We start from the raw sequence: 24,259 nt of genomic DNA on the forward strand, positions 1-24,259 counted from the left end.
CACCGGGACGAACGCCGCAAGCTTGACAGACCGATCGTCCGCCAATTATTTTATGTTTAAAATAATTGGCGGACAGGTCCATCATGAGTGCATCGGCCAAGGTGATCCCGCGCGACTGGCTCGACTGGCCGTTCTTCGAGCCGCGTCATCGCGACCTGTGCACGCAGCTCGACCGCTTCATCGGCTCGGGCGTGCTCGACGACGTCGATCACGGCGATGTCGACAAGGCCTGCCGCAAGATCGTGCGCGCGCTCGGCGCGGCAGGTCTGCTGGACAGCGCCGTCGTGGCGCCGGATGCCGATGCCGGCGCGATCGACTCCCGCGCGATCTGCCTGTCGCGCGAAACGCTTGGCTATGCCGATGGCCTCGCCGACTTCGCCTTCGCCATGCAGGGGCTGGGCTCCGGCGCGATCGCGCTCGGCGGCTCGCCCGAGCTGCGCGCCAGCGTGCTGCCCAAGGTGCGCACGGGCGAATGGCTGGCGGCGTTTGCGCTGTCGGAAAAGGAGGCGGGCTCCGACGTCGCCGCGATGTCCTGCGTCGCGCGGCTGGACGGCGACACCTATGTGCTCGACGGCGAGAAGACCTGGATCTCCAACGGCGGCATCGCCGATGTCTACACGCTGTTCGCCCGTACCGGCGAGGCGCCGGGCGCGCGCGGCATCTCCGCCTTCGTCGTGTACCCCGATGATCCCGGCTTCTCGGTCGCCGAGCGCATCGAGGTGATCGCGCCGCATCCGCTGGCGACCTTGCGCCTCGAGAATTGCCGCATCCCGGCAAGCCGGCGGCTCGGCGCGCCTGGCGGCGGCTTCAAGCTGGCGATGCAGACGCTCGACATCTTCCGCGCCTCCGTCGCCGCCGCCGCGCTCGGCTTCGGCCGCCGCGCGCTCGACGAGGCGCGGGCACATGCGCAGAGCCGGCAGATGTTCGGCGGCGCGCTGGCCGACCTGCAGATGACGCAGGCCGCGTTCGGCGAGATGGCGACCGACATCGACGCCGCCGCGCTTCTGACCTATCGCGCCGCCTGGCGCCGCGACGTCCAGAAGCTGCCGACCACGCGCGAGGCCGCGATGGCCAAGCTCACCGCCACCGAGACCGCTCAGCGCGTCATCGATCGCGCGCTGCAGATGTTCGGCGGCCGTGGCGTCCGCAAGGGCGAGATCGTCGAGAGTCTCTACCGCGAGATCCGTGCGCTCCGCATCTATGAAGGCGCCACCGAAGTGCAGAAGCTGATCGTCGCGCGCGAATTCCTCAAGCCGCGGGCCTGATCGCGCATAGCATACCGGCTCGACCTCTCAGCTTAGCAACGAAGAAATTTCTGGGCATCATTCATTTGAATGAGGCGGGGAGCGTTGCTCCTTGGTCTCGCAGCAAAGTGACAGATCCGTCTTCTGATCAGGACTGATGCGAGTTTGCTGATCTGATCAACGATTGCCGCTTCTGTGTCCACGGAGAAACACTCGTTCTCAAAACGCGGTGCCGAGCACGAATGTCCGCTCTCCTTCGTATGGGATCATCAGTTGAGGAAGTAACATAGGTTGCGTATTCACGAGACTCGTTCGGACGATCATGCAGAAGCAATTGATTTCGAGCCTTGTTGTTGGATTGGCGATTGCCGCGGTCGCGCCTGCATTTGCGGCGGACCTGCCGGTGTCGATTCAGAAGCGGCGCGTGGAGCCGCAGCGAACCCAGCAGGTGGCCAAGAGCAACTGGTCCGGCGGACAGCTCGGTGGCTCCAACGGCGTCAGCTCGGTCAACAACAATTTCGTCGATCCCGGCGCCTATGTCTGCCCGGCCGGCTTTCCGTTCGGCGTGAGCTGCTTCGAAACGCCGTTCTCGTTCGGGCGGCATCCCCTCAGCTACACGGTCGGTCCTTTCCTTGGATACCGCTGGCAGCTCGGCGATACGGTGGTCGGCGTGGAAGCCGACTGGTCGTGGAAGCGTGCTGAAAGCTCGGCGCTGCAGTCCTTGCCGGCGGTCTGTTTCGATCCCGGCTGTCTCAACAGCCGCTCCGATACGAAGTTCGGCTCGATCAGGCAGAACTGGGACAGCTCGCTTCGGCTGCGTTACGGCTGGCTCGTGACGCCTTCGACCCTGGTCTACGGCACCGCCGGCGTCGCGGTCGGCAACATCAGCGGCTCGTTCACCTACGCCGGCGCGCTCAGCACGACGACCATCGTGGTCTCGTTCCCGCCCGTCGTGACGCCGGGCAGCACGGCGACGGCGTCGGCAAGCTGGTCCGACACCAGGGTCGGCGGCACCGCCGGCGTCGGCGTCGAGACCGCGCTATGGGATCGGTGGAAGGCGCGCGTGGAATACCGCTACACGGACTTCGGCAGCTACACCAAGACCGTGGCCGTCAACACCGTGTGTATCGCGCCGACCGGCTGCAGCGCGCCGTCCAGCAGCGCGACGATCAACCTGCGCGAATCCTTCCACACCATCCGCGTCGGCATCGGCTTCGATTTCTGACCGCCTCCCGGGCGTCTGCTTGCATCGGGGATGCGAGCAGCGCGTTTGCCGATTTAGCGCCGGGCGCCTTCTCCGATCAGCGCGAACGGACCCCAGATCGCCGGATGGGCGCTGGTGCGTGACGACCGGTCATTGAGCAGGGCCAGCATGGCGCGTCGCAGCGCTTCGGCGCGCCCGAGCGTCGGCTCCGCCTTGAGCGCGGCGAAGGTCGAGATGTTCAGCCGCGTCGCTGCCTCGGAGTCGACAGGCCAGTGCGAGACCAGCAGGGCCCGCGCTCCCGCGAAGAAGAAGGCGCGCGCCAGGCCGGACAGCGCCTGCGCGCCAGGCTTGTCACCGGCCGCCGTGTTGCAGGCCGACAGCACGACCCATTCGGCACTCAGCTTGAGCTGCGCGGCCTCGCTGGCCGTGAGTAGCCCGTTGTCCTCCTCGCTCGGCTGGGCCGGCAGGCTCAGCAGCAGCGCGGGCTCGGCCAGGCCCTTGATGTCGCCGGCAACGAGACCATGCGTGGCGAAATAAACGATGCGAAAGGCGGCGAGCGGCGCGTGCTTCACGGTGGTGACGCTGGCGTCGCGACCGAGATGGATATCGGACATCGCAGCGCCCAGGTCCGAAGCCACCGCCTTCAGCTCATCTGCCGTATCGGCGAGCCGTGGCGCCGACGCCAACGCGGAGCGATCGAGGCCGGCCCCCCGCCAATATTCGGTATAGGCGCGGGCCAATCGTCGCGTGCCCCGGCCATCCTTGCCGTTGCCCGGCGCCTGCTCCTGGCTGAACACGGGGTCGCCAAATCCGATCATCGGCTTCTGGCTCAAGTCCCTGCGAGCGAATGAGCGGAGCGTCTGCAGGCTGGCGACCGAGGGCAGAACGGTCACCGCCTGGCGTTTGATCAGCCACGCAGCGTCGCGATAGGCCGTGGCATCCTGCGCAGGGCCGGTGGGCGGCGGATCCGTCACGAGCAAATGAAACGGCAAGGCCGTCAGCGCGCCCGATGCGACGACCAGCAGATTGCGCTTGGTCTTGATGATCCCATCGACAGGACCGATCAGTTGCTCGAACATGCGGTGCGCGAGCGGCAGGTCGAACGGGCCGAGCTGATCGATATCGAGGCCCTTGCGGAATTTCGCGATCTCGACCGCAAGCTCGCTGCCGCCGATCGGGATCGCATGCCAGTCGAAATCGTCTGCCGAGAGGGCAAAGACGTAGCTCTCCTTCTCACCCGTCAGGAGCAGCAGCAGCCCCTCGTCCGGCCCGAGCAGCTTCTGCGCATCGTCGACTTTCAGAGGCTTCGGCGCCGACAGTCTCGCGAAGTCCGGAAACTGCGTTTGCAACGCCGCCGCGTTGGCGGCGAGCTTGCGCTCGGCATCGGCAATGCTCTTGCGGATGTCGTCGATCCGCGCGGTCGCGGACGCGCCATCCAGGCTCGCCAGCGCCGACGCCAGCGCCTTGTTGCGATCACGCAGATAGGCCGACAGATCCTGGTTCGTCCGCACCAGCGCGGCAAGCGCATCGTTTCCCGTGGCAAATCGCGGTCCAAGCTGTTGGAGCGCGGTGCCGGCCGACGACTGGATGGCCCACTGCGCGCTGTCGAACGCCTCTTGTCCGAGCGCGCGCGCCGAGCCGCCATCCTCGCGTACCGCGGCCGCCAGGCCAGCGACATGAGTGACGAAGATGTCGCTGCGCTGCTCGATCAATCCACCCGATGCACTGTCCGCTGGCGTTCCCGGCGAGATGTCGTTGTCGGCATGCGCCAGGATCGCCGCGGTGGCCTTGCGGGATAAGGCGACCGCCTCGGCTGGCTTTGCTTGCAGGAGGCTCAACGACGCGAGGTCGTTGAAGCCGCGCGCGACCTCGGGATGGTTCGGCCCCCGTGTTGCTTCGTTGATCGTGAGCGCGCGCTTGTAGGCCTGCTCGGCCTGATCGTAGCGGCCCTGATGCTCGAGCAGATGGCCCTGGCTGACCAGGACCGGAGCGATGAAGCGGTGGTTCGGCCCGACCGCCTTGGTGAGGATGGCCAGCGCGCGATCGAACTGCGCCTCGGCTTCGCCGTAGCGGCGCTGCCCGTCATAGGCGACGCCCAGCTTGCGAAGCACTTTCGCCGTATCCGGATGCGCGGGACCGATCGACGTCTCGGCGATCTCGAGCGCTCTCCTGGCGTATTTTTCGACGTCCGCGTAACGCTCCTGCGATTCATAGATCGCGGCGAGATTGTTGAGCACGGTGGCGACGCCGAGACTGTCGGCGCCGAACGCCGCCTCCCGGATCACCAGCGCGCGCATGTAGAGCGCCTCGGCATCGTCGAGCCGATCCTCATCGGCATAGACGCTCGCGAGGTTGAGCAGCGAGGTCGCGAGACGCGGATGGTTCGCCCCGACGCTCTTCTCCCAGATCGCGATCGCGCGCCGGTACAAGCTCTCGGCTTCGGCGTAGCGGCCGACCCGCTCGTAGACATGCGCAAGGTTGTTGAGGCTTGCCGCGACCTCGGGGTGATCAGGGCCGAGCGCCTGCTCGCGAATCGCCAGCGCCCGTTGGGTGGCCTGCTCGACCTCGGCGAACCGGCTCTCATCCTCATAGAGCTTGGTGAGATTGTTCAGAACCAGCGCGACGGGGAGGCTGTTCGGACCATTGCTCTTCTCGGCCAGCGCCAACGCGCGCTGGTACTCGGCCTCGGCGTCCGCGTGACGCGCCTGGCTGGTGTAGACGTCGCCGAGATTGCCGAGCAGCCTGACCACGGCCGGATCGTTCGCGCCGAGCGCCTTGGTCGCGATCTCGAGAGCCCGCTTGTACAGCGTCTCGGCCTCGCCGCTCTTGCCCTGCAACAGCTCAACCGTCGCGAGGTTCGCGAGCGCCTGCGCGATCCGCGGGTCCGATGGCGGCACGTTCTTCTGCAGGGCGTCGAGCACCTGCTTGAACATGCCGGCCGCCGCGGCGTAGCGGCCCAGCTCCTGGTTGGCGCGGGCGAGGTCGTTGAGGGCCAGAACGTAAGTGAGATTGTTGGTCCCGGCGCGCTTGGCCGCAGCCTCGGTCGCCTGCGCCTGGGCCAGAGCTCCGGAATAATTGCCGGCCGCGTAAAGCTCCGTGAAGCGCTTCTGCGCGGCCTCGATATCGACCTTCTGCGCCGCGGCCGGCGCCAGAGCAGCCGCCAGGACAATACTGACAAGTCCGTTCCCACCAACCCGATCGCATCAACCACTCGCATGCAATGACGGAGCGCGATCCGGCAGCTCGCGCTGCGGCGGCCTGATCGAGCTCTCGCATCGACATCAAATCGATCCACGTTTCGCCGCAGCGAACCACAGCGACGGAAAAACACCAACCGCCGCCTCGTGCTCTAAAGCCAGGCCGACGACAGATCTGTGATGGTCAGCATTGACATGGACGGCAATGCCATTCGGATCGGAGGCGATCACGCCATCCAGGGCAGGCCATCGGGGGGGTGGTCAGTGATCAAACAGCGAATTGCTGCACGATGCCAGCGTTCCCAGAGGCTGGCGCACCCGACACGATTCGAACGTGTGACCTTTGCCTTCGGAGGGCAACGCTCTATCCAGCTGAGCTACGGGTGCGTGCGGGGACCGGTTTAGCCGATTGGCCCGTGGTCGGCAACGCCCTTTGGGCGTTGCTTTCGACGACATGTGGCGGATCGTCCGGGGACCGGAGGGCACGCCTCAGGGCTTTGGCCGGTCCATGGCCGGCCGCCGGCCAGCGTTACGCCGGAACGATGGTCTTGCCGATCGGCCACAGCGCCAGCCCGGCGAGCTTCAGATGCGCCCAGGCGAAGGGCAGGCCGATGATGGTGACCGCCAGTGCGACCGCGGTCAGGAGGTGGCCGAGCGCGAGCCACCAGCCGGCCAGGACGAACCAGATGATGTTGCCGAGCAGGCCCAGCGGTCCGGTGCCGATATCCTCCATGCCGGTGACCTCGTCGCGGCGGACGGCGCGCGAGCCGAACGGCAGCAGCGTATAGGCGGCGATGTTGAAGGCGGCGCGGGCCCAGGGCAGGCCGACGATGGTGATCGCCATGACAACCGCAGCTACCAGCCAGCCGAACGCCATATAGGCGCCGCCCAGCACGATCCAGAGGACATTGAGGAGCAATGAGACGGGTTGCATGAGGTCACCTTCCAGGTTCCGACGGCGCTTATATAGGGCGTCTTCGGCACGCGCCAAAGCCGGCCGCCACAGGGCGGAGGGAGATGATGTGAGACGGTTTGGCGCGGGCGTGTGACGGCCGTCACGAACGCCGGACGGGACTTGGCGCATGGTCCTCCCACCGGCCGCACAGTGTGGCCGAGGGGAAAGGGACCAGGACCATGTCGTATTTTGCAAAGTCGCCGTCTCGCACGATGCTCGTTGCGCTCGTCATCGCGGGCGCGGCTGCAGCCTTGCTTAGCTCGAGCCAGAAGGCCGCCGCGATCGATCTCAGCTTCCTCGATCGGATGAATCCGCGCTACAAAAAGTGCGTCAACGACGTCAACGCGCAGCTGCTGCCGCAATACAAGAACGATCGCAAGATCCACGATTCGATCATCACCGCGTGCAATTCGCGCTATCCCGCGTTCGGCCGATGACGGCCGAGCGAGCGCGAGGCGGATCGCCGGCTGCGGTATCAGCCGGCGGCCTGCAGGTCCTCTGCGGCTGCGTCCGGCGCGAACAGCTTGCGCAGCTCGGCGGCGGGCTTCGGCGCGCTGAACAGGTAGCCCTGCATCTCGGTGCAGCCGAGCTGGCGCAGCGCGGTCTGCTGCGCGCCGGTCTCGACGCCCTCCGCGGTTGTCGTCATGTTGCTGGCGGCAGCGATGCTCACCACCGCCTGGACGATCGCCGACGAGCTTCCGGCGCCGATGTCGCTGACGAAGCAGCGGTCGATCTTGATCTTGTCGAATGGGAACCGCTTGAGATAGCTCAGCGACGAATAGCCGGTGCCGAAATCGTCGAGCGCGATGCGCACCCCCATGTCGTGTAGCTGATGCAGGATGCTGAGCGCGACATTGTCGTCGCTGATCAGCACTGCCTCGGTGATCTCGACCTCGAGCCGCTCGGGTGCGAGGCCCGCGGCGGACAGGGCGCCCGCGATGCGCAGCGCCAATGTCGGCGATTTCAGCTGCACCGGCGAGACGTTGACGGCGATGCGGATGTCGGCCGGCCAGCTCGCGGCTTCCGCGCAGGCGGTGCGCATCACCCAGTCGCCGATCTCGTTGATCAGCCCGGTGTCCTCGGCGAGGGGAATGAAGTCGAGTGGCGGCACCATGCCGCGCTCGGGATGGCGCCAGCGCAGCAGCGCCTCGCAGCCGGTCATCACGTTCTCGGTAAAGCCGAGCAGCGGCTGGTAATGCAGCTCGAACTGGCCTTCGGCGATGGCGCGGCGGAGATCCTGCTGCAGCTGCAGCCTGGCGCGCGCGCTCTCGTCCATCGACGGCTCGAAGAAGCGGAAGGTGTGGCGGCCGCCGGCCTTGGCGGCGTACATCGCGAGATCAGCGTTCTTGGTGAGCTGGTCGCACTCGATGCCGTCCTGCGGCGCCAGCGCGATGCCGATGCTGGCGTCGGTCGACAATTGGTGACCAAGGCAGCGATAGGGCTTGCGGATCGTCTCGAGAATCTCCCGCGCGAAGACCATCACCTCGTCCTGGTCGGCCACCGTCGTCAGCAGCACGGCGAACTCGTCGCCGCCGAGCCGAGCGACCATGTCCTCCGGCCCGAGGCAGCTCTCGATCCGCCGCGCGATCGTCTTCAGGAGCTCATCGCCGACATGATGGCCGAGCGAGTCGTTGATGCCCTTGAACTCGTCGACGTCGATGTAGAGCAGCGCGAAGAAGGTGCCGTGGCGCGCGCGCTCCAGCTCCTGATCGATGCGCTCCCGGAACAGCACCCGGTTCGGCAGCTCGGTCAGCGCGTCGAAATGAGCGAGGTGGGCGATCTTCTCGTCGGCGAGGCGCCGCTCGGTGGTGTCCTCGATGACGTTGACGAGGTAGCGCGGCCGGCGCTGCTCGTCGGTGATGGCGATGCGCCGCGAGGTGATGTAGCGGGTCCCCAGCGCAGGCGTGTTCCAGGGATGCTCGGCCAGGACCAACCCGTCCGGCTGCTCCAGCGCGCGGTCGTCGTCGGCAGTCACCTTTTCCGCCGTGGATCGCGGCAGCAGGTCGAACACCGTCCGGCCGACGATCTGATCGTGCGCCAAGCCGAAGCCGCGCTCGGTGGACCGGTTCACCAGCACGTAGCGGCGGTCGCGGACATCCTTCACCATGATGTGCGACGGGATGTGGTCGATGATCTCGCGCAGGAACGCATGGTTGCGGTCGCGCTCCTGCTCGAGCCTGCGATGCTCGCTGATGTCCTCGATCGTCGTGACCCAACCGCCTGATGACAGCGGCTTGTCGATGACGTTGAAGAAGCGGCCGGAGCTCGCCTCCGTGACCATCTGCGACGTGCCGCCGGCTGCGGCGCGGTTGATGACGTCGGCGCAGAAATCGGCATCGTTGCCGATGAAGGCGCCGCGCGCCTTGCAATGCGCGACGACCTCTCGGAGGTGGAGGCCGGGCCGGATCACGTCGGTGGACAGATCGAGCAGATCGATGAAGCGCTGGTTGAACATCACCACGCAGGCATTCGCGTCGAACGAGATCAGCCCCTGCGTCATGTTGTCGAGCGCGGTCTCGACCCGCTGCTTCTCGTCCTCGAGCTGCTGCCGTGCGGACCGGTTCTGGCGCACGATCTGCCGGATCATCAGGCTGAACGTGATGGCGATGACGAGGACGGCGAGTGATGCCGCGGCCACCAGCAGCACCATCTGCGACCGCCAATCGGCCAGCGCGTCATCAACGCTCTTGGTCGCGGTCATCGTGAGCGGAAAGCGGCCGACCTTTGCGGCGGCCAGAATCTTGTCGACATCGTCGACCGGGCTGGTGATCAGGCGGGTGTGGACGTTGCCGTCGGCCACCGTGCTATGCAGGTTGTCGGTGGCGATCTTGCGCCCCATGACCGACTCGACATGCGGATAGCGCGCCAGCATCGTCCCGTCGGCATGAAACAGCGTGATCGCCGCATTGCGGCCGAGCGCGATCGATTCCATGAAGGTCTCGTAGGCGCGCGGGTCGACGCGGCGGGTCAGCAAGCCCAGGAATTCGCCGTTGGCGCCGCTCAGGCGATGCGCGACGATCGTGGCCCAGCCGCCGGTGACGCGGCTCGTCACTGGCGTGATGACGAAGGCATTGGGCTGCGCGGCTGACTTGAGGTCCTTGAAGTACGAGCGGTCGCCGACCTCGATGGAGGGCAGCGGATCGTTGGTCGACCAATTGACGAAACGGCCGTCGTCGCCGATCAATGTGAGGTCGCCCATATAGGACAGGCCATTCACCTGCGACTGCAGCATCTCGCGGATGTCCGGCTGCGACATCCGCGCGCGGAAGGCCTGGGGCGAGGTGATTGATCCCAGCTGCATCCTGCGGATCGCATGCGACACCGCCGTCTCGGCGTCCTCGAATTGCTGGCTGAAATGCCGGCTCAGCAGCAGCACCGTGTTCTCGAGCTCACGCTCGTTGTTAGCGATCGTACGCGTCCGAAAATCGTTCGCCATGACGATCGTGCCGATGACGATGGCTGCGATCAGCAGCGCACCGCAGGCAATCAGCCACGGCACCGGCCCGCGCCAGAGGGACGTGCCAACCCGTTCCGGCTCGATTGCGCCGGCCCCCGACGTGTCTGCTGCGCCCTGCATGCCCTGATCGATCCGGAAGAAAATGACTTGTTGCAAGCAAGCTTGATAACAAGGCAGTGGTACCGGAGGGGTTAGCAAACGCGGTTAGCTGTGGCTTAAGGCGACGACGAAATGTCGTCTCAAGCCGTCGATGCTCCATCGGAGTACCGCGGCCGCTGCTGTAGCGGCTAAGATGCGCAGAGTTTTAATGGTATTTGCAGCTCAGCGTGATGAGCCGGGCTTGCTGCGCAAGCGGCCGACGACGCCGGTCGGGAAGAAATAGACGCTGGCGATGAACAGCAGGCCGAGCCACAGCAGCCAGCGGTCCGGATGCAGCAGGCCCGGCAGCAGCGGCAGCCCTGCCTCCGACGCCGCCGTCGAGGCAATGCTCATCAGCGCCTGCAGATAGTTCTGCGCCAGGATGAAAATCGCCGCGCCGATGATCGCGCCGTAGATCGTGCCCATCCCGCCGATCACGACCATCAAGAGAATGTCGAGCATGATCGAGAACGACAGCGAGGTGTCGGGGCCGGCATAGCGTAGCCACAGTGCGTTCAGCATGCCGGCGCTCGCGGCGATGACGGCGGCAATGCAGTTGGCATAAGTGAGGTGGAAGACGGTGCGATAGCCGAGCGCCTCAGCGCGAAACCTGTTCTCGCGGATCGCCTGCAGCACGCGGCCGAACGGCGAGTTCACCACGCGCAGCAGCGCCAGGATCATCAGCGCGCAGGCCGACAACACCAGATAGTAGGTCAGGATGCGGCCGTTGATCGGGAAGCCGAACCACTCCTTGCCGATGAACACGGTGCCGGGGCGCAGCAACTCGGGCAGCTGGAAGCTGCGGCCGTCCTCGCCGCCCGTCAGCCACGACAATTGCGAGGCCAGCACCAGGAAGGCGGAGGCCACGGCGAGGGTGATCATCGCGAAGAAGATCGCCTCGACGCGCAGCGAGAACAGCCCGATCGCGAGCGCCAGCAGCAGCGCGAGCGGCAGGCCTGCGGCGACGGCGACTGCCACGGAGGTCCAGCTCGGGCCGAGCCCGTAGAGCGCGATCGCGATCGCATAGGAGCCGATGCCGTAGAACATCGTGTGGGCGAACGACACCGAGCCGGTGTAGCCGAGCAACAGATCGTAGGACGCGACCAGCGCCGCGAAGATGCAGACCTTGGCGGCGACGTTCAGTGCCTTGGCGCCGGGAAAGATGAAGGGCGTCGCCAGCAGCGCCAGCACGATCACGACGAGCAGGATCGACAGCGCGCGGCTGCGCGGTGGATCGCCAGAGAGGATCATCATCGGCTGGTCACCGCATAGAGGCCGCGCGGCCGCCACATCAGAACGGCGACCATCAGCAGGATGTTGGAGACGAGCGCGAGCTTGGGCACCAGGAAGCCGCCGTAATTGGCGACCATCGCGACCAGGATCGCGCCGATGAAGCAGCCGGTGATCGAGCCGAGCCCGCCGATGATGACGACGATGAACACGAGCACGGTGAGCTCGTCGCCGATCGAGGCATGGACCTGCTCGCGATACAGCCCCCACATCACACCGCCGAGTCCGGCCAGCGCGGAGCCGGTCATGAACACGCCGAGGAACAGGCGGCGGATACGATAGCCGAGCGCCTCCACCATCTCGCGGTTCTCGACGCCGGCGCGGATCAGGAGGCCGATCTTGGTGCGGTTCAGCACCAGCTCGATGGCGATGAAGATCACGAGGCCGATCAGCAGCGCCAGCAGCCGGTATTTCGAGATCGCGACGTCGCCGAGAATGAACGAGCCGCGCAACGCCGCCGGCAGCGGCATCGGGATGATCTGCGGGCCGAACAACGCATAGAGCGTCTGCTCCGCGACGATCAGGCCGCCGGTGGTCATCAGGATCTGCTTGAGGTGCTGGCCATAGACCGGCAGCACCAGCACGCGCTCGACGACGAGGCCGAGCGCCCCAGTGACGCCCATAGACAGCAGCGCGGCCGGAACCAGCACGGCGAGGTTCGTCAACAACGAGTCGGCCTGCGCCCAGCTCGCGAGCGGCAGCAGCACCAAGGTCGCGACATAGGCGCCGACCGCGATGAAGGCGCCGTGGCCGAAGTTGAGTACGTCCATCAGCCCGAAGACGAGCGTGAGGCCGGAGGCCATGATGAAGATCATCATGCCCATCGCGAGGCTCGCGACCGTCAGCGTGACCCAGGAGCTCGCCGAGCCCACCAGCGGGATCATCAGGAGCGCCAGCACCACCGGCAGCAGCACGGGCGCAATGTCGCGCTTCGGCTTCGGCAGCGCATCGATTGCGGCAATCTCGCTCATTGATGCGCCTCCAGGCTGAGGCCGAGCAGGCGCTCCTGCAGCGGGACGTCGGCGGCGAGCGTGGCCATCGCGCCCCGATGGACGATGGTGCCGTTGTCCATCACCAGCACCTGGTCGCCGAGCTCGCGCGCGGCATGGAAGTTCTGCTCGACGAGGAGGATGGTGGCACCACGCCGTTTGATCTCCTTGAGGCATTCGATCAGCGACATCACGATCGCCGGGGCCAGTCCCTTTGTCGGCTCGTCGATCAGGAGCAGCTTGCGCGGCTCGACGATCGCGCGCGCGATCGACAGCATCTGCTTCTGGCCGCCCGACAGGCTGCCGGCGCGCGACAGCCAGAATTTCTTCAAGGCCGGGAAGAAGCCGAAGATCCAGGCGAGCTGTGCGTCGTCGAGCGGACCGTTGCGCGCCGCCAGCACCAGGTTCTCCTTGACGGTGAGATCGGAGAACACCGCCATGCTTTCGGGCACGTAGCCGACGCCGCGCTGCGCGATGTCGGGTGTCGCGAGCTTCTCGATCGGCTCGCCGGCAAGTGAAATGTTGCCGCTCCTCGCCTGCCACAGCCCCATGATCGTTCGCAAGGTCGTGGTCTTGCCGGCGCCGTTGCGGCCGAGCAGCATCGTGGTCTGCCCCTCGGGCACCTCGAAGTCGACGCCCTGGAGGATGTGATAGCGGCCGATATAGGTCTCGACGCCCGTGAGCTTCAGCAGCGCGCTCATGCGGCGCTCCGCGGCGACACGCCGAGATAGGCTTCCTGCACGATCGGCGAGGCGATGACCTCCGCCGGCTTGCCATCGGCGACGAGCTGGCCGTTATGCAGCACGATGATGCGGTCGGCGAGCGAGCGGACGACGTCCATCTTGTGCTCGACCAGCAGGATGATCTTGCTCTTGTCCTGCTTGAGCCTTGCGATCAGGTCGAGCACGACCGGCACCTCGTCGATGCTCATGCCGGCGGTCGGCTCATCGAACATGAACACCTTCGGCTCCAGCGCCATCATCAGCGCGACTTCGAGCTTGCGCTGGTCGCCATGCGACAAGGTGGTCGCGGTGACGCTGCGCCGGCTGCCGAGCGCGACCTGGTCGAGGATCGCATCGGCGCGCGCGATCAGGTCGCGACGCGCCATCCACGGACGGAGCAGATCGTAATGCGTGCCGCTCTGCGCCTGCACGGCGAGGCGGACGTTCTCCTCGACGCTGAGATTGGGGAAGAGGTTGGTGAGCTGGAACGCGCGGCCTAGGCCAGCGCGGGTGCGCAGCGGGGCGGAGAGCGAGGTGATGTCGCGGCCGTCGAACAGGATGGAGCCCGAGGAGGCCGTCAGTTGGCCGGAGATCAGGTTGAAATAGGTGGTCTTGCCGGCGCCGTTGGGGCCGACGATCGCGGTCAGCTCGCCGGGCCGGAAGCTGCAGCTGACGCTGTTGACCGCGACATGGCCGCCGAAGCGGATCGTCAGGTCGCGGGTTTCGAGGGTGAGGGACATGGCGCCAGCTGTATGACTTCCAAATATCGCTTCCAACCAAATATCACTTCTAACGACGTGCCCGGCGCGAGGGCCGGGCACGGATTGCATCCTTAGCGCTTGTTGCGGATCGGGATCGTCATCTCCTCGATCTTGATCTCGCGCACCGGCTCGTTGACGGCCCAGGCGAGGTTCGGATCGACCTTGACCCGGAAGTGATACATGCTTTGCAGCGCCTGGTGATCCTCCTTGCGGAAGATCATCTTGCCCTTCGGCGTGTCGAACTCCATGCCCTCCATCGCCGCGATCAGCTTTTCGGTGTCGGTCGACTTCGCCTTGGTCACGGCGGTGACGACGGCCATGGCCGCGGAGAAGCCGCCTGCGGTGAAGAAGTCCGGCGGCGCGTTGAAGCGCTTCTGGTGCTCGGCCACCAGCCAGTCGTTCACGGGGTTCTTGGGGATGTCATAATAGTAGTAGGTAGCGCCTTCCATGCCCGGCAGCCGCTTGTAGGCGGCGAGCGCCGGCAGGATGTTGCCGCCGGTCGACAGCTCGATGCCGTAGCGCTTCGGATCCATATCCTGCAGCTTGGTGAGCGGATCGCCGGCGCCGGCCCAGATCACCCAGATGATCTTCTTGCCCGGCTTGTCCTTCAGCGCATCGAACAGCCGCTGGCCGACGGCTGTGAAGTCGGTGGTGTTGGTCGGCACATATTCCTCGGCGCCCAGAGTCGCGCCGGTCTTGGCCAGCGCCTCCTTGAAGGCGGCGACGCCGTCGCGGCCGAAGGCGTAGTCCTGCGCCAGCGTTGCGACCGTCACGCCGGGCTTGCCGATCGCCACCGCGTTGGAGATCGCGTCCTGCGAGGAGTTGCGGCCGGTGCGGAAGATGTAGCGGTTCCACTTCTCGCCGGTGATCTGGTCGGCCACCGCCGGCTCGACGATCAGGATCTTCTTGTTCTCCTCGGCGACCGGCAGGTCGGCGAGCGCCGCGGCCGATGAGGTCGTGCCGATGGCGATGTCGGCGCCGTCATCCTGATAGGCCTCCGAGAGCGCGGCCTTCGACAGGTCCGGCTTGCCCTGGTCGTCCTTGGTGATGATGACGATCTTGCGACCGTCGATCATGTTGGTGCCCTTGGTGGCGTATTCGAAGCCGAGGCGGAGGCCGGCTTCGGTCTGCTTGGCGTAGGCTTCGAGCGGGCCGGTCTTGCCGTAGATGAGAGCGATTTTCAGATCATCGGCCTGGGCCGCGGTGGCCAGCAGGGTTGCAGTCAGTGATGAAACAATGCCTTTGAAAATATGTGACGTTCTCACGAAGCCTTCCTCCCAGCGATCGGCGGCTATATTGTTTGCAACTGATAGTGTGCAGGCTTAGGCGCGGTCAAGGCGCTTTCGGGGGTAGTCTGGCGTCGCTCATACTTTGTGCTGACAGGTCCTCGCTCTGATTGATGTCAGCGGCGATATCGGCTGCTGCGTGCGTAGGCCTGGCGATTTTCCTGCACAGCGCGACTGGCGAGGCTCATGCGCGCTTCGCTTGCAAGCGGCACGGCCGGCTTCAGCTCCTCAAGGAAGATGGGGCGCGAGAAGTAGTAGCCCTGCGCATAGCGGATCTTGGTCGCGGCCTGCAGATAAGCGAGCTCCTCGAAGGATTCGATGCCTTCCGCGATCACGGTCATGCCGAGCGCTTCACTGAGCGACTCGATCGCGCGCAGGATGCCCTGGCTGCGCGGCCGCTTGTGGATGTCCGTGATGAAGGAGCGGTCGATCTTGATCTCGTCGGCGGTGATATCGGCGAGCGCCGACAGCGACGAATAGCCGATGCCGAAATCGTCGATCGAGATGCCGACGCCGATCTCGCGCAGCAGCGGCACGATCTCGTCCTGGAAATGGCTGCGGGTCACGAAGGCGTCCTCGGTGACCTCGACCATGAAGCGCTTCGGAAATCCGGTCGCCTGGAGCGCGCGGGCGAACGGCTGCATGAATTCCGGGTTCGATGCCTGCTTGGCGGCGACATTGATGCTGATCGTCGCGTCCTGGCCGAACGTGTCGTTGATGAGATCGATCGACTTGACGATCTCGTCGAGCACGAGATGCGCCAGCTCGTCGATCAGGCCGAGCTCGACCGCAAGATTGATGAAGGCGCCCGGCGCCTGGATCACGCCCTCATTGTCGCGCAGCCGCACCAGGGCCTCGATGCCCTTGATCTCCTCGGTGCGGATGTCGACCTTGGCCTGGAACGCACAGCAGAAGCGCTTTTCGAGAATCGCGAGCCGCAGCGACTGCTCGACCTTCATGCGCGCCAGCGCCTCGTGCTCCATCGCGCTGGAGAAGAAGGCGAGCGTGCCCTTGCCGCTGTTCTTGACGCGATACATCGCGAGGTCGGCATTCTGCCGCAGCACGTCGTAGCTCGCGCCATGCTCGGGAAACAGGCTGACGCCGACCGAGGCGGAGGCGAACACCTCGGCGCCGTCGATGAAGAATGGCGCGTTCAGGCGATCCAGGAGCGCCTGCAGGAATTCGGCAACCTCCTCGGCGCGCTCGATCGGATGCAGCAGCAGCAGGAATTCGTCGCCGCTGATGCGCGACAGCAGGTCGGATTCGCGCAGGTCGCGGCTGATGCGCTTGGCGAGCTCGACCAGCAGCGCGTCGCCCGTGGCGTGGCCGTAATAGTCGTTGATGTACTTGAAATTATCGAGATCGAGGAAGGCGAGCGCGAAGCGTCCCTCGACGCGGCCGCGGCGCACCAGAGTATCGGCGCGGTGCTCGACCACGCGGCGCATCGGCAGCCCGGTGAGCTCGTCATAATAGGCGGCGCGGAACAGCTGGTCCTCGAACTCCTTCTGCTCGCTGATATCAGCCGAGCTCGAGATCAGCACCTGGCGGTCGCCGATGCGCACCGGGCGATGGGCGGTCAGCAGCGTCTGCGCGCCGCGCTCGCCGGTGACTTTCTCCTCGGCGATCACGGTCCGCCCCCGGCCGAGAATCTCGCGACAGCTCGTCCGGCGGACATCGAGATGCGGCGCCGAGACGCCGTCGACGCTGTTGACGGCGGCGCCGAGCTGCACGGCGGCGGTATCGTTAACGAGAAGAAAACGACCCTGCTCGTCCTGCACCGTGACGCCCGACGGCAACTGGCTGAGGACGCTGCGCAGGAAGCGCAGCTCGGCCTCGGTGGCGCCCAGCCCGTCATTGGCGTCGGGGGAAAAGTTGAAACGGTCGCTGCTGTACATGCGCCGATTGTGCAAAGTTCCCGCTTCATTTTAGTTAAGCGCTACGTAGAAACACGGAATGCGCGAACCAAGTATCTGGGACAGCGTGCGTTTGTGCCGCGGCGTCATTAACGGATCCTCAATTTGGTCCGACACCGCCGGCGCGCGCCTGCTGCGAAAGTCGTAGGCCAAATTGGCCGCCCGCCGGCCTCTAGCTCGGCGGCACGCGGCACTGCATGGTGCAGTGAAGACCGGTGGCGAGAAACGTCGTCTCGGTGCTGCCGTCGAACGAGGACAGCGCCGCCTTCAAAAGCTTGGTGCCGAAGCCGGGCTTGCCGATCGGACCGGGCGTCGGTCCCTCGGCCTCGTCCCAGGTCAGCTTGAGGCGATCGCCCTGCATCGTCCATGACACCTGCAGGAAGCCGCGCGGCGAGGCGAAGGCGCCGTACTTGCCGGCGTTGGTCGCGAGCTCGTGGAAGATCAAAGCCAGGCTGACGGCGAGCTTGGCGGGAAGAAACAGCGGCTCGCCGTTGAGCTCGAAGCGGACATGACCGTAGGGCCCGAGCTCCGACGTCAAGAGATCCTTCAAGTCGCAGCCCTGGGCGTCGGCGCGCGCGATGAGGTCGTCGGCGGTCGCGAGCGCGCGGATGCGCTGGTCGATGCGGCCCCAGACCTGCGGCTGGTCGTGCAGCACCTGATGCAGCACGGCGTGAATGGTCGAGGTCTTGTTCTTGAGCCGGTGATGCAGCTCGTCGACCAGCAGCTTGCGATACTGCTCCTCCTCGATCAGCCGCCGCGCGATCTCGCGCTGCTTGGCGGCCAGAGAGCGATAGTGATTGACGCCCCAGATCACCAGGCCTGCGACCGTCAGATACATCGTCATCAGCGCGAGCCGCGCGCCATCGGTCGGCCCGCCGCCGAAGTCGAGCACGAGGCCGAGCGCCGCGCCGAGAATCGCAGTGGCCAAGCCTACGCCCGATCCGCCCATCGCCGTCGCGAAGAACACCGCCGGCATATAGGGCGTGAAGAACACGTCCGGCCGCAGATGCGCCATGCCGTAGCGGATCGCGGTCGCCGCGATCAGGCACAACGCTGCAAACAGGCAGCTCCATGTCAGCGACGGCTGCTGCTCGCCCCGCCAGACCTGCTTGATGTCGTCGATGAGTCGCGTCATGGACTCCCATCAGCCTCAATCGCGCAACCAAATTAAGGCCGACGTGGCGGTAATTTGTCCAGCTGATGAAAGCTGCTTCGCTTATGTTGCAATTCCAAATGCAGGATGATGGTTCCGTGACAGGAACTCGTCGGGCATCGTGGTCGGATGATCTGCAAATATTCAACAAGAGGAGTGGGGGATGGGACGACTGAATGGCAAGGTGGCGGTGATCACCGGCGCGACCAGCGGCATCGGCTTGCGCACGGCGGAGATGTTCGTCGCAGAAGGCGCCACGGTGATCGCCGCGGGCCGGCGCCGCGCCGAGGGTGAGGCGTTGGCGGCTCGGCTTGGTGCGAGCTGCATTTTCCACCAGACGGACGTTACTGTTGACGCGCAGATGCGCGCGCTGATCGATCTCGCCGCGGAGCGCTTCGGCCGGCTCGACTGCCTGTTCAACAATGCCGGCGGACCGGCGCAGACCGGCGGCATCGAGGGGCTCGAGGCTGACAGGTTCGATCAGGCAATGGCGGTGCTGGTGCGCAGCGTGATGCTGGGGATGAAGTATGCGGCGCCTCACATGAAGAAGCAGGGCACGGGCAGCATCATCAACAACGGCTCGATCGCCGGCCGGCTCGCCGGCTATTCGACCTCGGTGGTCTACAGCACGGCGAAGGCCGCGGTGATCCATCTCACCAAATGCGTCGCCATGGAGCTCGGCGAATCCGGCGTGCGCGTCAACTCGATCTCGCCGGGCCTGATCGCGACCGGCATCTTCGGCAAGGCGCTGGGGCTCTCCACCGAAGCGGCGGAGAAGACGCCGGAGACGATCCGCAACGCCTACGCCACCGCGCAGCCGATCCCGCGCGCCGGCCTGCCCGACGACATCGCTCATGCGGCGGTGTTTCTCGCCAGCGACGAGTCCAGCTTCATCAACGGCCATGACCTCGTCATCGACGGCGCCATCACCGGCGGCCGCAACTGGAGCCAGCAGCAGCAGGGCTATGCGGCCATGCGCAAGCTGCTCGGGGATGCGGTAGAGTAGGCGGCGGTCGCTTCGAGCGTTGTCTGCCGAATGATGCAGAATATCGTGATTGTCCCGCTTTCTCTCCATCGTCATGGCCGGGCTTGTCCCGGCCATCCACGTCGTCTGGCATTCGTGGAGCGACGTGGATGCCCGGGACAAGCCCAGGCATGACGAGTAACTAATAGCTCTCACTGGTCGTGGCGACACGCGGGACTCGTGGAAAACTGACCTCGCCGACCACGACACATGGAGATCACACCGCCTTCAGCTGCACCTTCAGCCCGTCACGCGGCTTGGGGATTGGCCAGACCTGCCAGCTCGGCTGATAGCCCGGTGCGAACGAGACCTCGACATTGCCGAGGAAATGCCGGGCGAAGCATTTCGCCTGCATGTAGGCGAAGTGCAGGCCGAGGCACATATGGGCACCGCCGCCGAACGGCACCCAGGCGAAGCGGTGGCGGCCGCGCTGCGCTTCGTCGGTGAAGCGCATCGGATCGAACCGCTCCGGCTCCGGCCAGATCTCCGGCATGTGGTGGGTGTACATCGGATTGATGCCGACGCCGGTGCCGGCCGGAATCGCAAAGCCCTTGAAGGTGAAGTCGCGGACCGGGCGGCGCGGCAGCGACGGCACCGGCGGCATCAGCCGCAAGGTCTCCTGGAACGCCATCTCCGTGAGCTTCATCTTCTCCAGGTGCTCCGAGCTCATCGGATCGCCCTTGGCGAGGCCGAGGCCCTCGACCTCCGCGCGCAGCTTCTGCTGCCACTCCGGATGCGCGGCGAGCTGGGCGACGAAGGAGGTCAGCGACGAGGTCAGCGTGTCGTGCGCCGCCATCATCAGGAAGCTCATGTGGTCGACGATATCCTGCGTCGACAGCAGCGCGCCCTCGTCGTCAGTGGCGCGGCACAGATGCGAGAACAGATCGTCGCCGTCGCCTTTGGCGCGGCGCAGCGGAATCTGCTCGGAGAAATAGGCGACGATGCGCTGGCGGCCCTTGACGCCGCGCGCCATCTGCGTGCCCGGCAGCGGCTTGCGGATCGGCGCGACGGCGGCGGCCACCATATCGATGAAGGCGCGGTTGATGGCGTCGACCTCCGGGCCGATCTCGGTGCCGAGAAAAGACGTCGCGGCAAGGTCGAGCGTGAGCTGCTTGATCGCCGGATAGAACAGCATCTCGCCGGGCCTCTCGCGCCACTGCGCGATGCGCGTGGCGATGCCGCGGTCGAGGCCGGCGAGATAGGACTTCATCGGCCCCGCCTTGAACGCGACCGACAGCGCCTTGCGGTGCATGCGGTGCTCCTCGAAATCGAGCAGCATCAGCCCGCGCGGAAACAGCCGATTGAGAATGTGGCCCCAGCCATGGGCGGAGGAGAACAGCTTGGCCTGGTCGAACAGCACCAGCTCGTTGGCCTCCGGCCCGAGCAGTACGACGTTGACGTCGCCGAACATGTGGCTGCGATAGACCGGACCGTATTTCCGGGCGTTGCGCTCGACATGGCCCTTGGGGTCAGCCAGCACCTCGAAGGTCTTGCCGATGATCGGCCAGCCTTCGTCGCCGGGAATGTGGGTCAGCGAGTTGCGCCGGGGCGGCGTCAGCCTGATCGGGTCAGAGACCACATGCTGCATCGACATCTCGGGTTTCCTCTCGTCTGCTGGCTCGCGTCTACCGTTCGCTGTCTCTGGGCCGACTTCTGAGCGTTCGGCATCTCCGGACTGTCTGACCCTCATTGATAGGCAGTTGCAGCGACGATGCAATACGCTCCGGCGCCACATCATCGATCGGTCGTGCTGCAACGCAAGCGGTCGCGATCTCGCGGCGCTGGGGCGTCCGAGGGATGGACCATGCTGCCTTCCTCGAAAGCAAGGCGCGGGGAATGCCGGGCGCTGGACGCGCAAGGGGAGAGGGCGCTGCATCCGACAGCGGCATGTTCGGCTTCAGCAGGAAAATATAGGCGGTTGCTTGGCGACTGACACGCGTTCCATCGCTCCGAGCCATGCAGTGGCACGCTCGACCAGCAGCGAAGTGTGCCGTCCATCACAGTGACGATCCCCTCCGCCAATGCATCAAGAGCCCAAAGCTGGTTCTGGCCAAGGGGAGTTACGACCGTGACGTCACGCTTTGTGAGATTCGTTAAGCTGCAGCTCGTCGGCATCATCATTCTGTTCATGGCGGCGATCGTGGTCGGCGCGAAGAACTTTCCGGATGCGCCGATCCGGCCGTGCGGCGAGCAGTTCTGCGGGCGGTCCGGCGAGCTGCACAGCGAAATGGAGTTCAAGCGATACAGGCCGTGGGAGCGCACCACGCTGTCGATGCTCCCGGTGATGCTCGGCTCGGTCGGCCTTCTCGTCTGGCTGCGGCGACGGAAGAAGAATGATGTGCAGCGTCTGCTCGTCAAGCAGCGGGATCTGTCGCCGGCCGTGGAGGAGCTGCGCTATGAGGGCGCCTGGACCAGCCTGAAGTGGCGGAAGACGCTGCCTTTGGCGATCGCTCTCGTCGCGGCGCTGACAGCCGTCGCGACCCGCCTGGTCGGCTATCCCGGACCGGCGCTGCCGTTCATGCTGGTGATGTTGCTTCCGGCGGCGCTCTTCCTGCTCGGCCGCTTCGCCTGTCCGCGATGTGACGAGCGGTTCTCGTTGCTGTCGCCGGCAAAGTGCCACTGCTGCGGTCTGCGCTACGGCACGACCTTCCAGCAGTCGCTCAAAGAGGTGAGCGAGCGGACCTTCGCCTGTCATTGAGCGGCCTGAGCTGTTCTGTTGATCCGACCTGTGGTCCTGGCTTTCGACGTGGAGGCTGGGCCCGGCGGATCATCCGTAGATCTACGGGCCGGAATCTTTACTTCGCGCGGCCATTCGCCCGGTCTACCAACGGCCCGATTTTCAGCTCTGGCAAACAGGCAACGGGGCAGGACCATGAGCAATCAGTTGCTGGTGATCGAGGATGCCGAGGTGCATCTCTCGATTTTGCGCAAGATCGCCGCGCAATGCGGCTATGAGGCGACCTGCGTGACCTCGGTCGAGGCGGCCGCCGAGGTGCTGCGCGAGAAGACGTTCGACTGCATCACGCTGGATCTGTCGCTCGGCGACCGCTGCGGCGCCGACATCCTGCTGCTGCTCAATGAGTTAAAGATACGCACGCCGGTGATCTTCATCAGCGGCGCCGAGGATGGCACCCGCGAGGAGCATGTCCGTCTCGCCACCGTGCTCGGGCTTGTCGTCTATCCGCAATTCCAGAAGCCGGTCAACCTGCCGGCGCTGCGCGAGACGCTGAAGCAGATCGCGACGCTTGCCGAGTGCGAGCGGCTGGTTGCAGCGGTGAGGTAGTAGCGCTGCGTAGGGCGGATTAGCGCAAGCGTAATCCGCCGACGAGCGCGGGCTCTCGCCATTCGTATATCTTAAGAGACAGCGACATCCGACATCGCCGGACGCGGCGGATTACGCTTGCGCTCATCCGCCCCTACGTTCTTTTTCACCCTCTGCGTTTCGCCGCCTCCTGGAGGTCCGGCGCATTGACGGCCGGAATCGCAATCCGTCCCGGGCCGGTCTGCGACAGCGCCGCGGCGGCCTTGTCGTTGTCCATGATCTTGGCCATCACCGCCTGGCCCGCGCGCTCGAAGATGGCGCGGTTCTCGATGACGAATGTCTGCGAGCGGCGCAGTCCGTCGATATAGCCGTTGATCTCCGGCACGACGTAGCGCGCGACCATGTCCCAACTCCGCCGCGTGTTCTCCGGATTGGCCCAGTCGTGCACGAAGCCGATGATGGCGCCCACGCCGCCGGACACCTGCATCAGGTTCTTGATCGTCTTGACGAGATCGTCGGGCGTGCCGATCGTCGAGGCCGCGCCCTCGACGAAGGCGGTCTTGTCGACGGCCTCGTCCGGCGACGAGAACGGCTTCAGCCCGGGCCGCATCAACGTGCCCACCGTATACTCGTTGTGCCAGCGCATCAGCCCAGGCCCGGCCTCGCGGCGGGCCTGCTCGCGGGTCTCTGCGATGTGCCACGACAGCAGCACGCGCCAATTGGCCCGGCTCACGGTGGTGCCGTGCTTCTTCGCGGCGTCCTCGGCGAACTCCCATTGCTGCGGCAGCGCCATCAGGCCCTGCGTCGACATCGAGCCGAGCGAGATGATGCCGATGCCGTATTTGCCGGCGAGCGTCATGCCCGACGGCGAGATCTGCGACGCCACGACGAACGGCATCTCCTCCTGCAAGGGCAGGATCTGCAGCGCCGCGTCGTTCATCGTGAACCAGTCGCTCTTGGCGGTGACGCGCTCGCCGTTGAACAGGCGGCGGATGATCGCGATCGCCTCATCCTGGCGGTCACGCTGCGTCATTGGATCGATGCCGAGCGTATGCGCATCGGAGGCCAGCGCGCCGGGGCCGGAGCCGAAGATGGCGCGACCGCCGGTCATGTGGTCGAGCTGCACCATGCGCTGCGCGACATTGTAGGGATGATGATAGGGCAATGAGATCACGCCGGTGCCGAGCTTGATGCGCTTGGTGCGCTCGCCGGCGGCGGCGAGGAACATCTCGGGCGAGGCGATCATCTCCCAGCCGCTCGAATGATGCTCACCGCACCAGAACTCGTCATAGCCGAGCTCGTCGAGCTGCGAGACGAGATCGAGGTCGCGGCGGAATTGCAGCATCGGGTGCTCGCCGATCGGATGATGCGGAGCGAGGAATGCGCCGAATTTGAGCCGCGCCATATAGTTTTCTCCCGAATGGAATATCGTTGTTGCTTGTCGGTCAGGCTAATTGCCGCCTCGTGCGCAGGCAATCTTCTTCGTGCTCCGCGGTGAGCGGTGCATGCCTGCCATTTGTTGTTTACTGTTCGGGGGTGGCTGCGCACACTCCGAGGTGGGATCGCGATTCGCGAACGGGATTGAGGCGTCCAACTTGCTGCGATCGGCGGACAGCAGTTGCGTCGTTGGCCGTGCTCACGCTCTCCGCGATTTCGGCCGTGTC

18 protein-coding genes and 1 tRNA gene are annotated in these 24,259 nt (G+C 65.5%); 6 read left to right on the plus strand and 13 right to left on the minus strand.

Annotated features, from left to right (window positions below; translation table 11 throughout):
- The first annotated feature begins 83 nt into the window (after positions 1 to 83).
- Both ACVILH_RS08565 and ACVILH_RS08570 read left to right on the plus strand, forming a co-directional pair.
- A complete protein-coding gene (locus ACVILH_RS08565; protein WP_456712495.1) occupies positions 84 to 1,265 on the plus strand; it encodes an acyl-CoA dehydrogenase family protein in 1,182 nt (393 codons plus the stop codon).
- Positions 1,266 to 1,566: 301 nt separating this feature from the next.
- Positions 1,567 to 2,469 carry an outer membrane protein gene (locus tag ACVILH_RS08570; protein WP_456712496.1) on the plus strand — a complete coding sequence of 301 codons (903 nt, stop codon included), beginning with the start codon at positions 1,567 to 1,569 and terminating at the stop codon, positions 2,467 to 2,469.
- Positions 2,470 to 2,522: 53 nt separating this feature from the next.
- On the opposite strand, the gene ACVILH_RS08575 is transcribed toward ACVILH_RS08570, so the two are convergent.
- The 3 genes from ACVILH_RS08575 to ACVILH_RS08585 form a co-directional block, all read right to left on the minus strand.
- The gene (locus tag ACVILH_RS08575; protein WP_456716909.1) at positions 2,523 to 5,618 is read right to left on the minus strand and encodes a tetratricopeptide repeat protein; all 3,096 of its coding nucleotides are present in this window, start codon (positions 5,616 to 5,618) and stop codon (positions 2,523 to 2,525) included.
- Positions 5,619 to 5,955: 337 nt separating this feature from the next.
- Positions 5,956 to 6,032 (minus strand) — tRNA-Arg (locus ACVILH_RS08580).
- Between the two features lie 142 nt (positions 6,033 to 6,174).
- Positions 6,175 to 6,579, minus strand: coding sequence for a YccF domain-containing protein (locus ACVILH_RS08585; protein ID WP_035645076.1), 405 nt, complete (start codon positions 6,577 to 6,579; stop codon positions 6,175 to 6,177).
- A gap of 200 nt (positions 6,580 to 6,779) precedes the next feature.
- Here ACVILH_RS08585 and ACVILH_RS08590 point away from each other — a divergent pair, with 200 nt between their 5' ends.
- Entirely contained in the window at positions 6,780 to 7,037 is a 258-nt protein-coding gene (locus ACVILH_RS08590) for a hypothetical protein (RefSeq protein WP_456712497.1), read from the plus strand.
- Positions 7,038 to 7,075: 38 nt separating this feature from the next.
- On the opposite strand, the gene ACVILH_RS08595 is transcribed toward ACVILH_RS08590, so the two are convergent.
- The 8 genes from ACVILH_RS08595 to ACVILH_RS08630 all read right to left on the minus strand — a co-directional run bounded on the left by ACVILH_RS08595 (position 7,076) and on the right by ACVILH_RS08630 (position 18,291).
- On the minus strand, positions 7,076 to 10,177 hold the full coding sequence (locus ACVILH_RS08595; RefSeq protein ID WP_456712498.1) for a bifunctional diguanylate cyclase/phosphodiesterase: 3,102 nt from the start codon (positions 10,175 to 10,177) through the stop codon (positions 7,076 to 7,078).
- Positions 10,178 to 10,378: 201 nt separating this feature from the next.
- Entirely contained in the window at positions 10,379 to 11,449 is a 1,071-nt protein-coding gene (locus ACVILH_RS08600) for a branched-chain amino acid ABC transporter permease (RefSeq protein ID WP_456712499.1), read from the minus strand.
- Positions 11,446 to 12,456, minus strand: coding sequence for a branched-chain amino acid ABC transporter permease (locus ACVILH_RS08605; RefSeq protein ID WP_456712500.1), 1,011 nt, complete (start codon positions 12,454 to 12,456; stop codon positions 11,446 to 11,448). The genes ACVILH_RS08600 and ACVILH_RS08605 overlap by 4 nt, the downstream gene beginning before the upstream one ends.
- On the minus strand, positions 12,453 to 13,175 hold the full coding sequence (locus ACVILH_RS08610) for an ABC transporter ATP-binding protein (protein WP_456712501.1): 723 nt from the start codon (positions 13,173 to 13,175) through the stop codon (positions 12,453 to 12,455). The genes ACVILH_RS08605 and ACVILH_RS08610 overlap by 4 nt, the downstream gene beginning before the upstream one ends.
- Complete coding sequence (locus tag ACVILH_RS08615) at positions 13,172 to 13,936, minus strand: ABC transporter ATP-binding protein (protein ID WP_456712502.1); 765 nt, start codon at positions 13,934 to 13,936, stop codon at positions 13,172 to 13,174. The genes ACVILH_RS08610 and ACVILH_RS08615 overlap by 4 nt, the downstream gene beginning before the upstream one ends.
- A gap of 92 nt (positions 13,937 to 14,028) precedes the next feature.
- Positions 14,029 to 15,222, minus strand: coding sequence for a substrate-binding domain-containing protein (locus ACVILH_RS08620; RefSeq protein ID WP_456712503.1), 1,194 nt, complete (start codon positions 15,220 to 15,222; stop codon positions 14,029 to 14,031).
- A gap of 137 nt (positions 15,223 to 15,359) precedes the next feature.
- On the minus strand, positions 15,360 to 17,138 hold the full coding sequence (locus tag ACVILH_RS08625; RefSeq protein ID WP_456712504.1) for a putative bifunctional diguanylate cyclase/phosphodiesterase: 1,779 nt from the start codon (positions 17,136 to 17,138) through the stop codon (positions 15,360 to 15,362).
- A 190-nt stretch (positions 17,139 to 17,328) separates the two neighbouring features.
- Complete coding sequence (locus tag ACVILH_RS08630) at positions 17,329 to 18,291, minus strand: sensor histidine kinase (protein ID WP_456712505.1); 963 nt, start codon at positions 18,289 to 18,291, stop codon at positions 17,329 to 17,331.
- Between the two features lie 181 nt (positions 18,292 to 18,472).
- Here ACVILH_RS08630 and ACVILH_RS08635 point away from each other — a divergent pair, with 181 nt between their 5' ends.
- Positions 18,473 to 19,315 carry an SDR family NAD(P)-dependent oxidoreductase gene (locus tag ACVILH_RS08635; protein ID WP_456712506.1) on the plus strand — a complete coding sequence of 281 codons (843 nt, stop codon included), beginning with the start codon at positions 18,473 to 18,475 and terminating at the stop codon, positions 19,313 to 19,315.
- 235 nt (positions 19,316 to 19,550) lie between these two features.
- Here ACVILH_RS08635 and ACVILH_RS08640 read toward each other — a convergent pair whose 3' ends face one another.
- Positions 19,551 to 20,927, minus strand: a complete 1,377-nt coding sequence (locus tag ACVILH_RS08640; protein WP_456712507.1) for a cytochrome P450 — start codon at positions 20,925 to 20,927, stop codon at positions 19,551 to 19,553.
- A 474-nt stretch (positions 20,928 to 21,401) separates the two neighbouring features.
- Between ACVILH_RS08640 and ACVILH_RS08645 the strand changes: the two genes are divergently transcribed.
- Both ACVILH_RS08645 and ACVILH_RS08650 read left to right on the plus strand, forming a co-directional pair.
- Complete coding sequence (locus tag ACVILH_RS08645; protein WP_456712508.1) at positions 21,402 to 22,031, plus strand: hypothetical protein; 630 nt, start codon at positions 21,402 to 21,404, stop codon at positions 22,029 to 22,031.
- 174 nt (positions 22,032 to 22,205) lie between these two features.
- The gene (locus ACVILH_RS08650; protein ID WP_456712509.1) at positions 22,206 to 22,616 is read left to right on the plus strand and encodes a response regulator; all 411 of its coding nucleotides are present in this window, start codon (positions 22,206 to 22,208) and stop codon (positions 22,614 to 22,616) included.
- A gap of 145 nt (positions 22,617 to 22,761) precedes the next feature.
- Here the strand turns inward: ACVILH_RS08650 and ACVILH_RS08655 are convergent, their stop codons facing one another.
- Positions 22,762 to 24,000: an LLM class flavin-dependent oxidoreductase gene (locus ACVILH_RS08655; RefSeq protein WP_456712510.1), complete on the minus strand. Its 1,239-nt coding sequence runs from the start codon at positions 23,998 to 24,000 to the stop codon at positions 22,762 to 22,764.
- Positions 24,001 to 24,259: the final 259 nt, after the last annotated feature.

The sequence above is a fragment of the Bradyrhizobium sp. USDA 4353 genome (assembly GCF_054063215.1).

Bases quoted from the DNA above. Each gene is read 5' to 3' on its own strand.
- ACVILH_RS08640 (WP_456712507.1), bottom strand. From the start codon at position 20,927: ATGTCGATGCAGCATGTGGTCTCTGACCCGATCAGGCTGACGCCGCCC.
- ACVILH_RS08605 (WP_456712500.1), bottom strand. From the start codon at position 12,456: ATGAGCGAGATTGCCGCAATCGATGCGCTGCCGAAGCCGAAGCGCGAC.
- ACVILH_RS08595 (WP_456712498.1), bottom strand. From the start codon at position 10,177: ATGCAGGGCGCAGCAGACACGTCGGGGGCCGGCGCAATCGAGCCGGAA.
- ACVILH_RS08625 (WP_456712504.1), bottom strand. From the start codon at position 17,138: ATGTACAGCAGCGACCGTTTCAACTTTTCCCCCGACGCCAATGACGGG.
- ACVILH_RS08570 (WP_456712496.1), top strand. From the start codon at position 1,567: ATGCAGAAGCAATTGATTTCGAGCCTTGTTGTTGGATTGGCGATTGCC.
- ACVILH_RS08565 (WP_456712495.1), top strand. From the start codon at position 84: ATGAGTGCATCGGCCAAGGTGATCCCGCGCGACTGGCTCGACTGGCCG.
- ACVILH_RS08610 (WP_456712501.1), bottom strand. From the start codon at position 13,175: ATGAGCGCGCTGCTGAAGCTCACGGGCGTCGAGACCTATATCGGCCGC.
- ACVILH_RS08600 (WP_456712499.1), bottom strand. From the start codon at position 11,449: ATGATGATCCTCTCTGGCGATCCACCGCGCAGCCGCGCGCTGTCGATC.
- ACVILH_RS08635 (WP_456712506.1), top strand. From the start codon at position 18,473: ATGGGACGACTGAATGGCAAGGTGGCGGTGATCACCGGCGCGACCAGC.
- ACVILH_RS08590 (WP_456712497.1), top strand. From the start codon at position 6,780: ATGTCGTATTTTGCAAAGTCGCCGTCTCGCACGATGCTCGTTGCGCTC.
- ACVILH_RS08650 (WP_456712509.1), top strand. From the start codon at position 22,206: ATGAGCAATCAGTTGCTGGTGATCGAGGATGCCGAGGTGCATCTCTCG.
- ACVILH_RS08655 (WP_456712510.1), bottom strand. From the start codon at position 24,000: ATGGCGCGGCTCAAATTCGGCGCATTCCTCGCTCCGCATCATCCGATC.
- ACVILH_RS08585 (WP_035645076.1), bottom strand. From the start codon at position 6,579: ATGCAACCCGTCTCATTGCTCCTCAATGTCCTCTGGATCGTGCTGGGC.
- ACVILH_RS08630 (WP_456712505.1), bottom strand. From the start codon at position 18,291: ATGACGCGACTCATCGACGACATCAAGCAGGTCTGGCGGGGCGAGCAG.
- ACVILH_RS08615 (WP_456712502.1), bottom strand. From the start codon at position 13,936: ATGTCCCTCACCCTCGAAACCCGCGACCTGACGATCCGCTTCGGCGGC.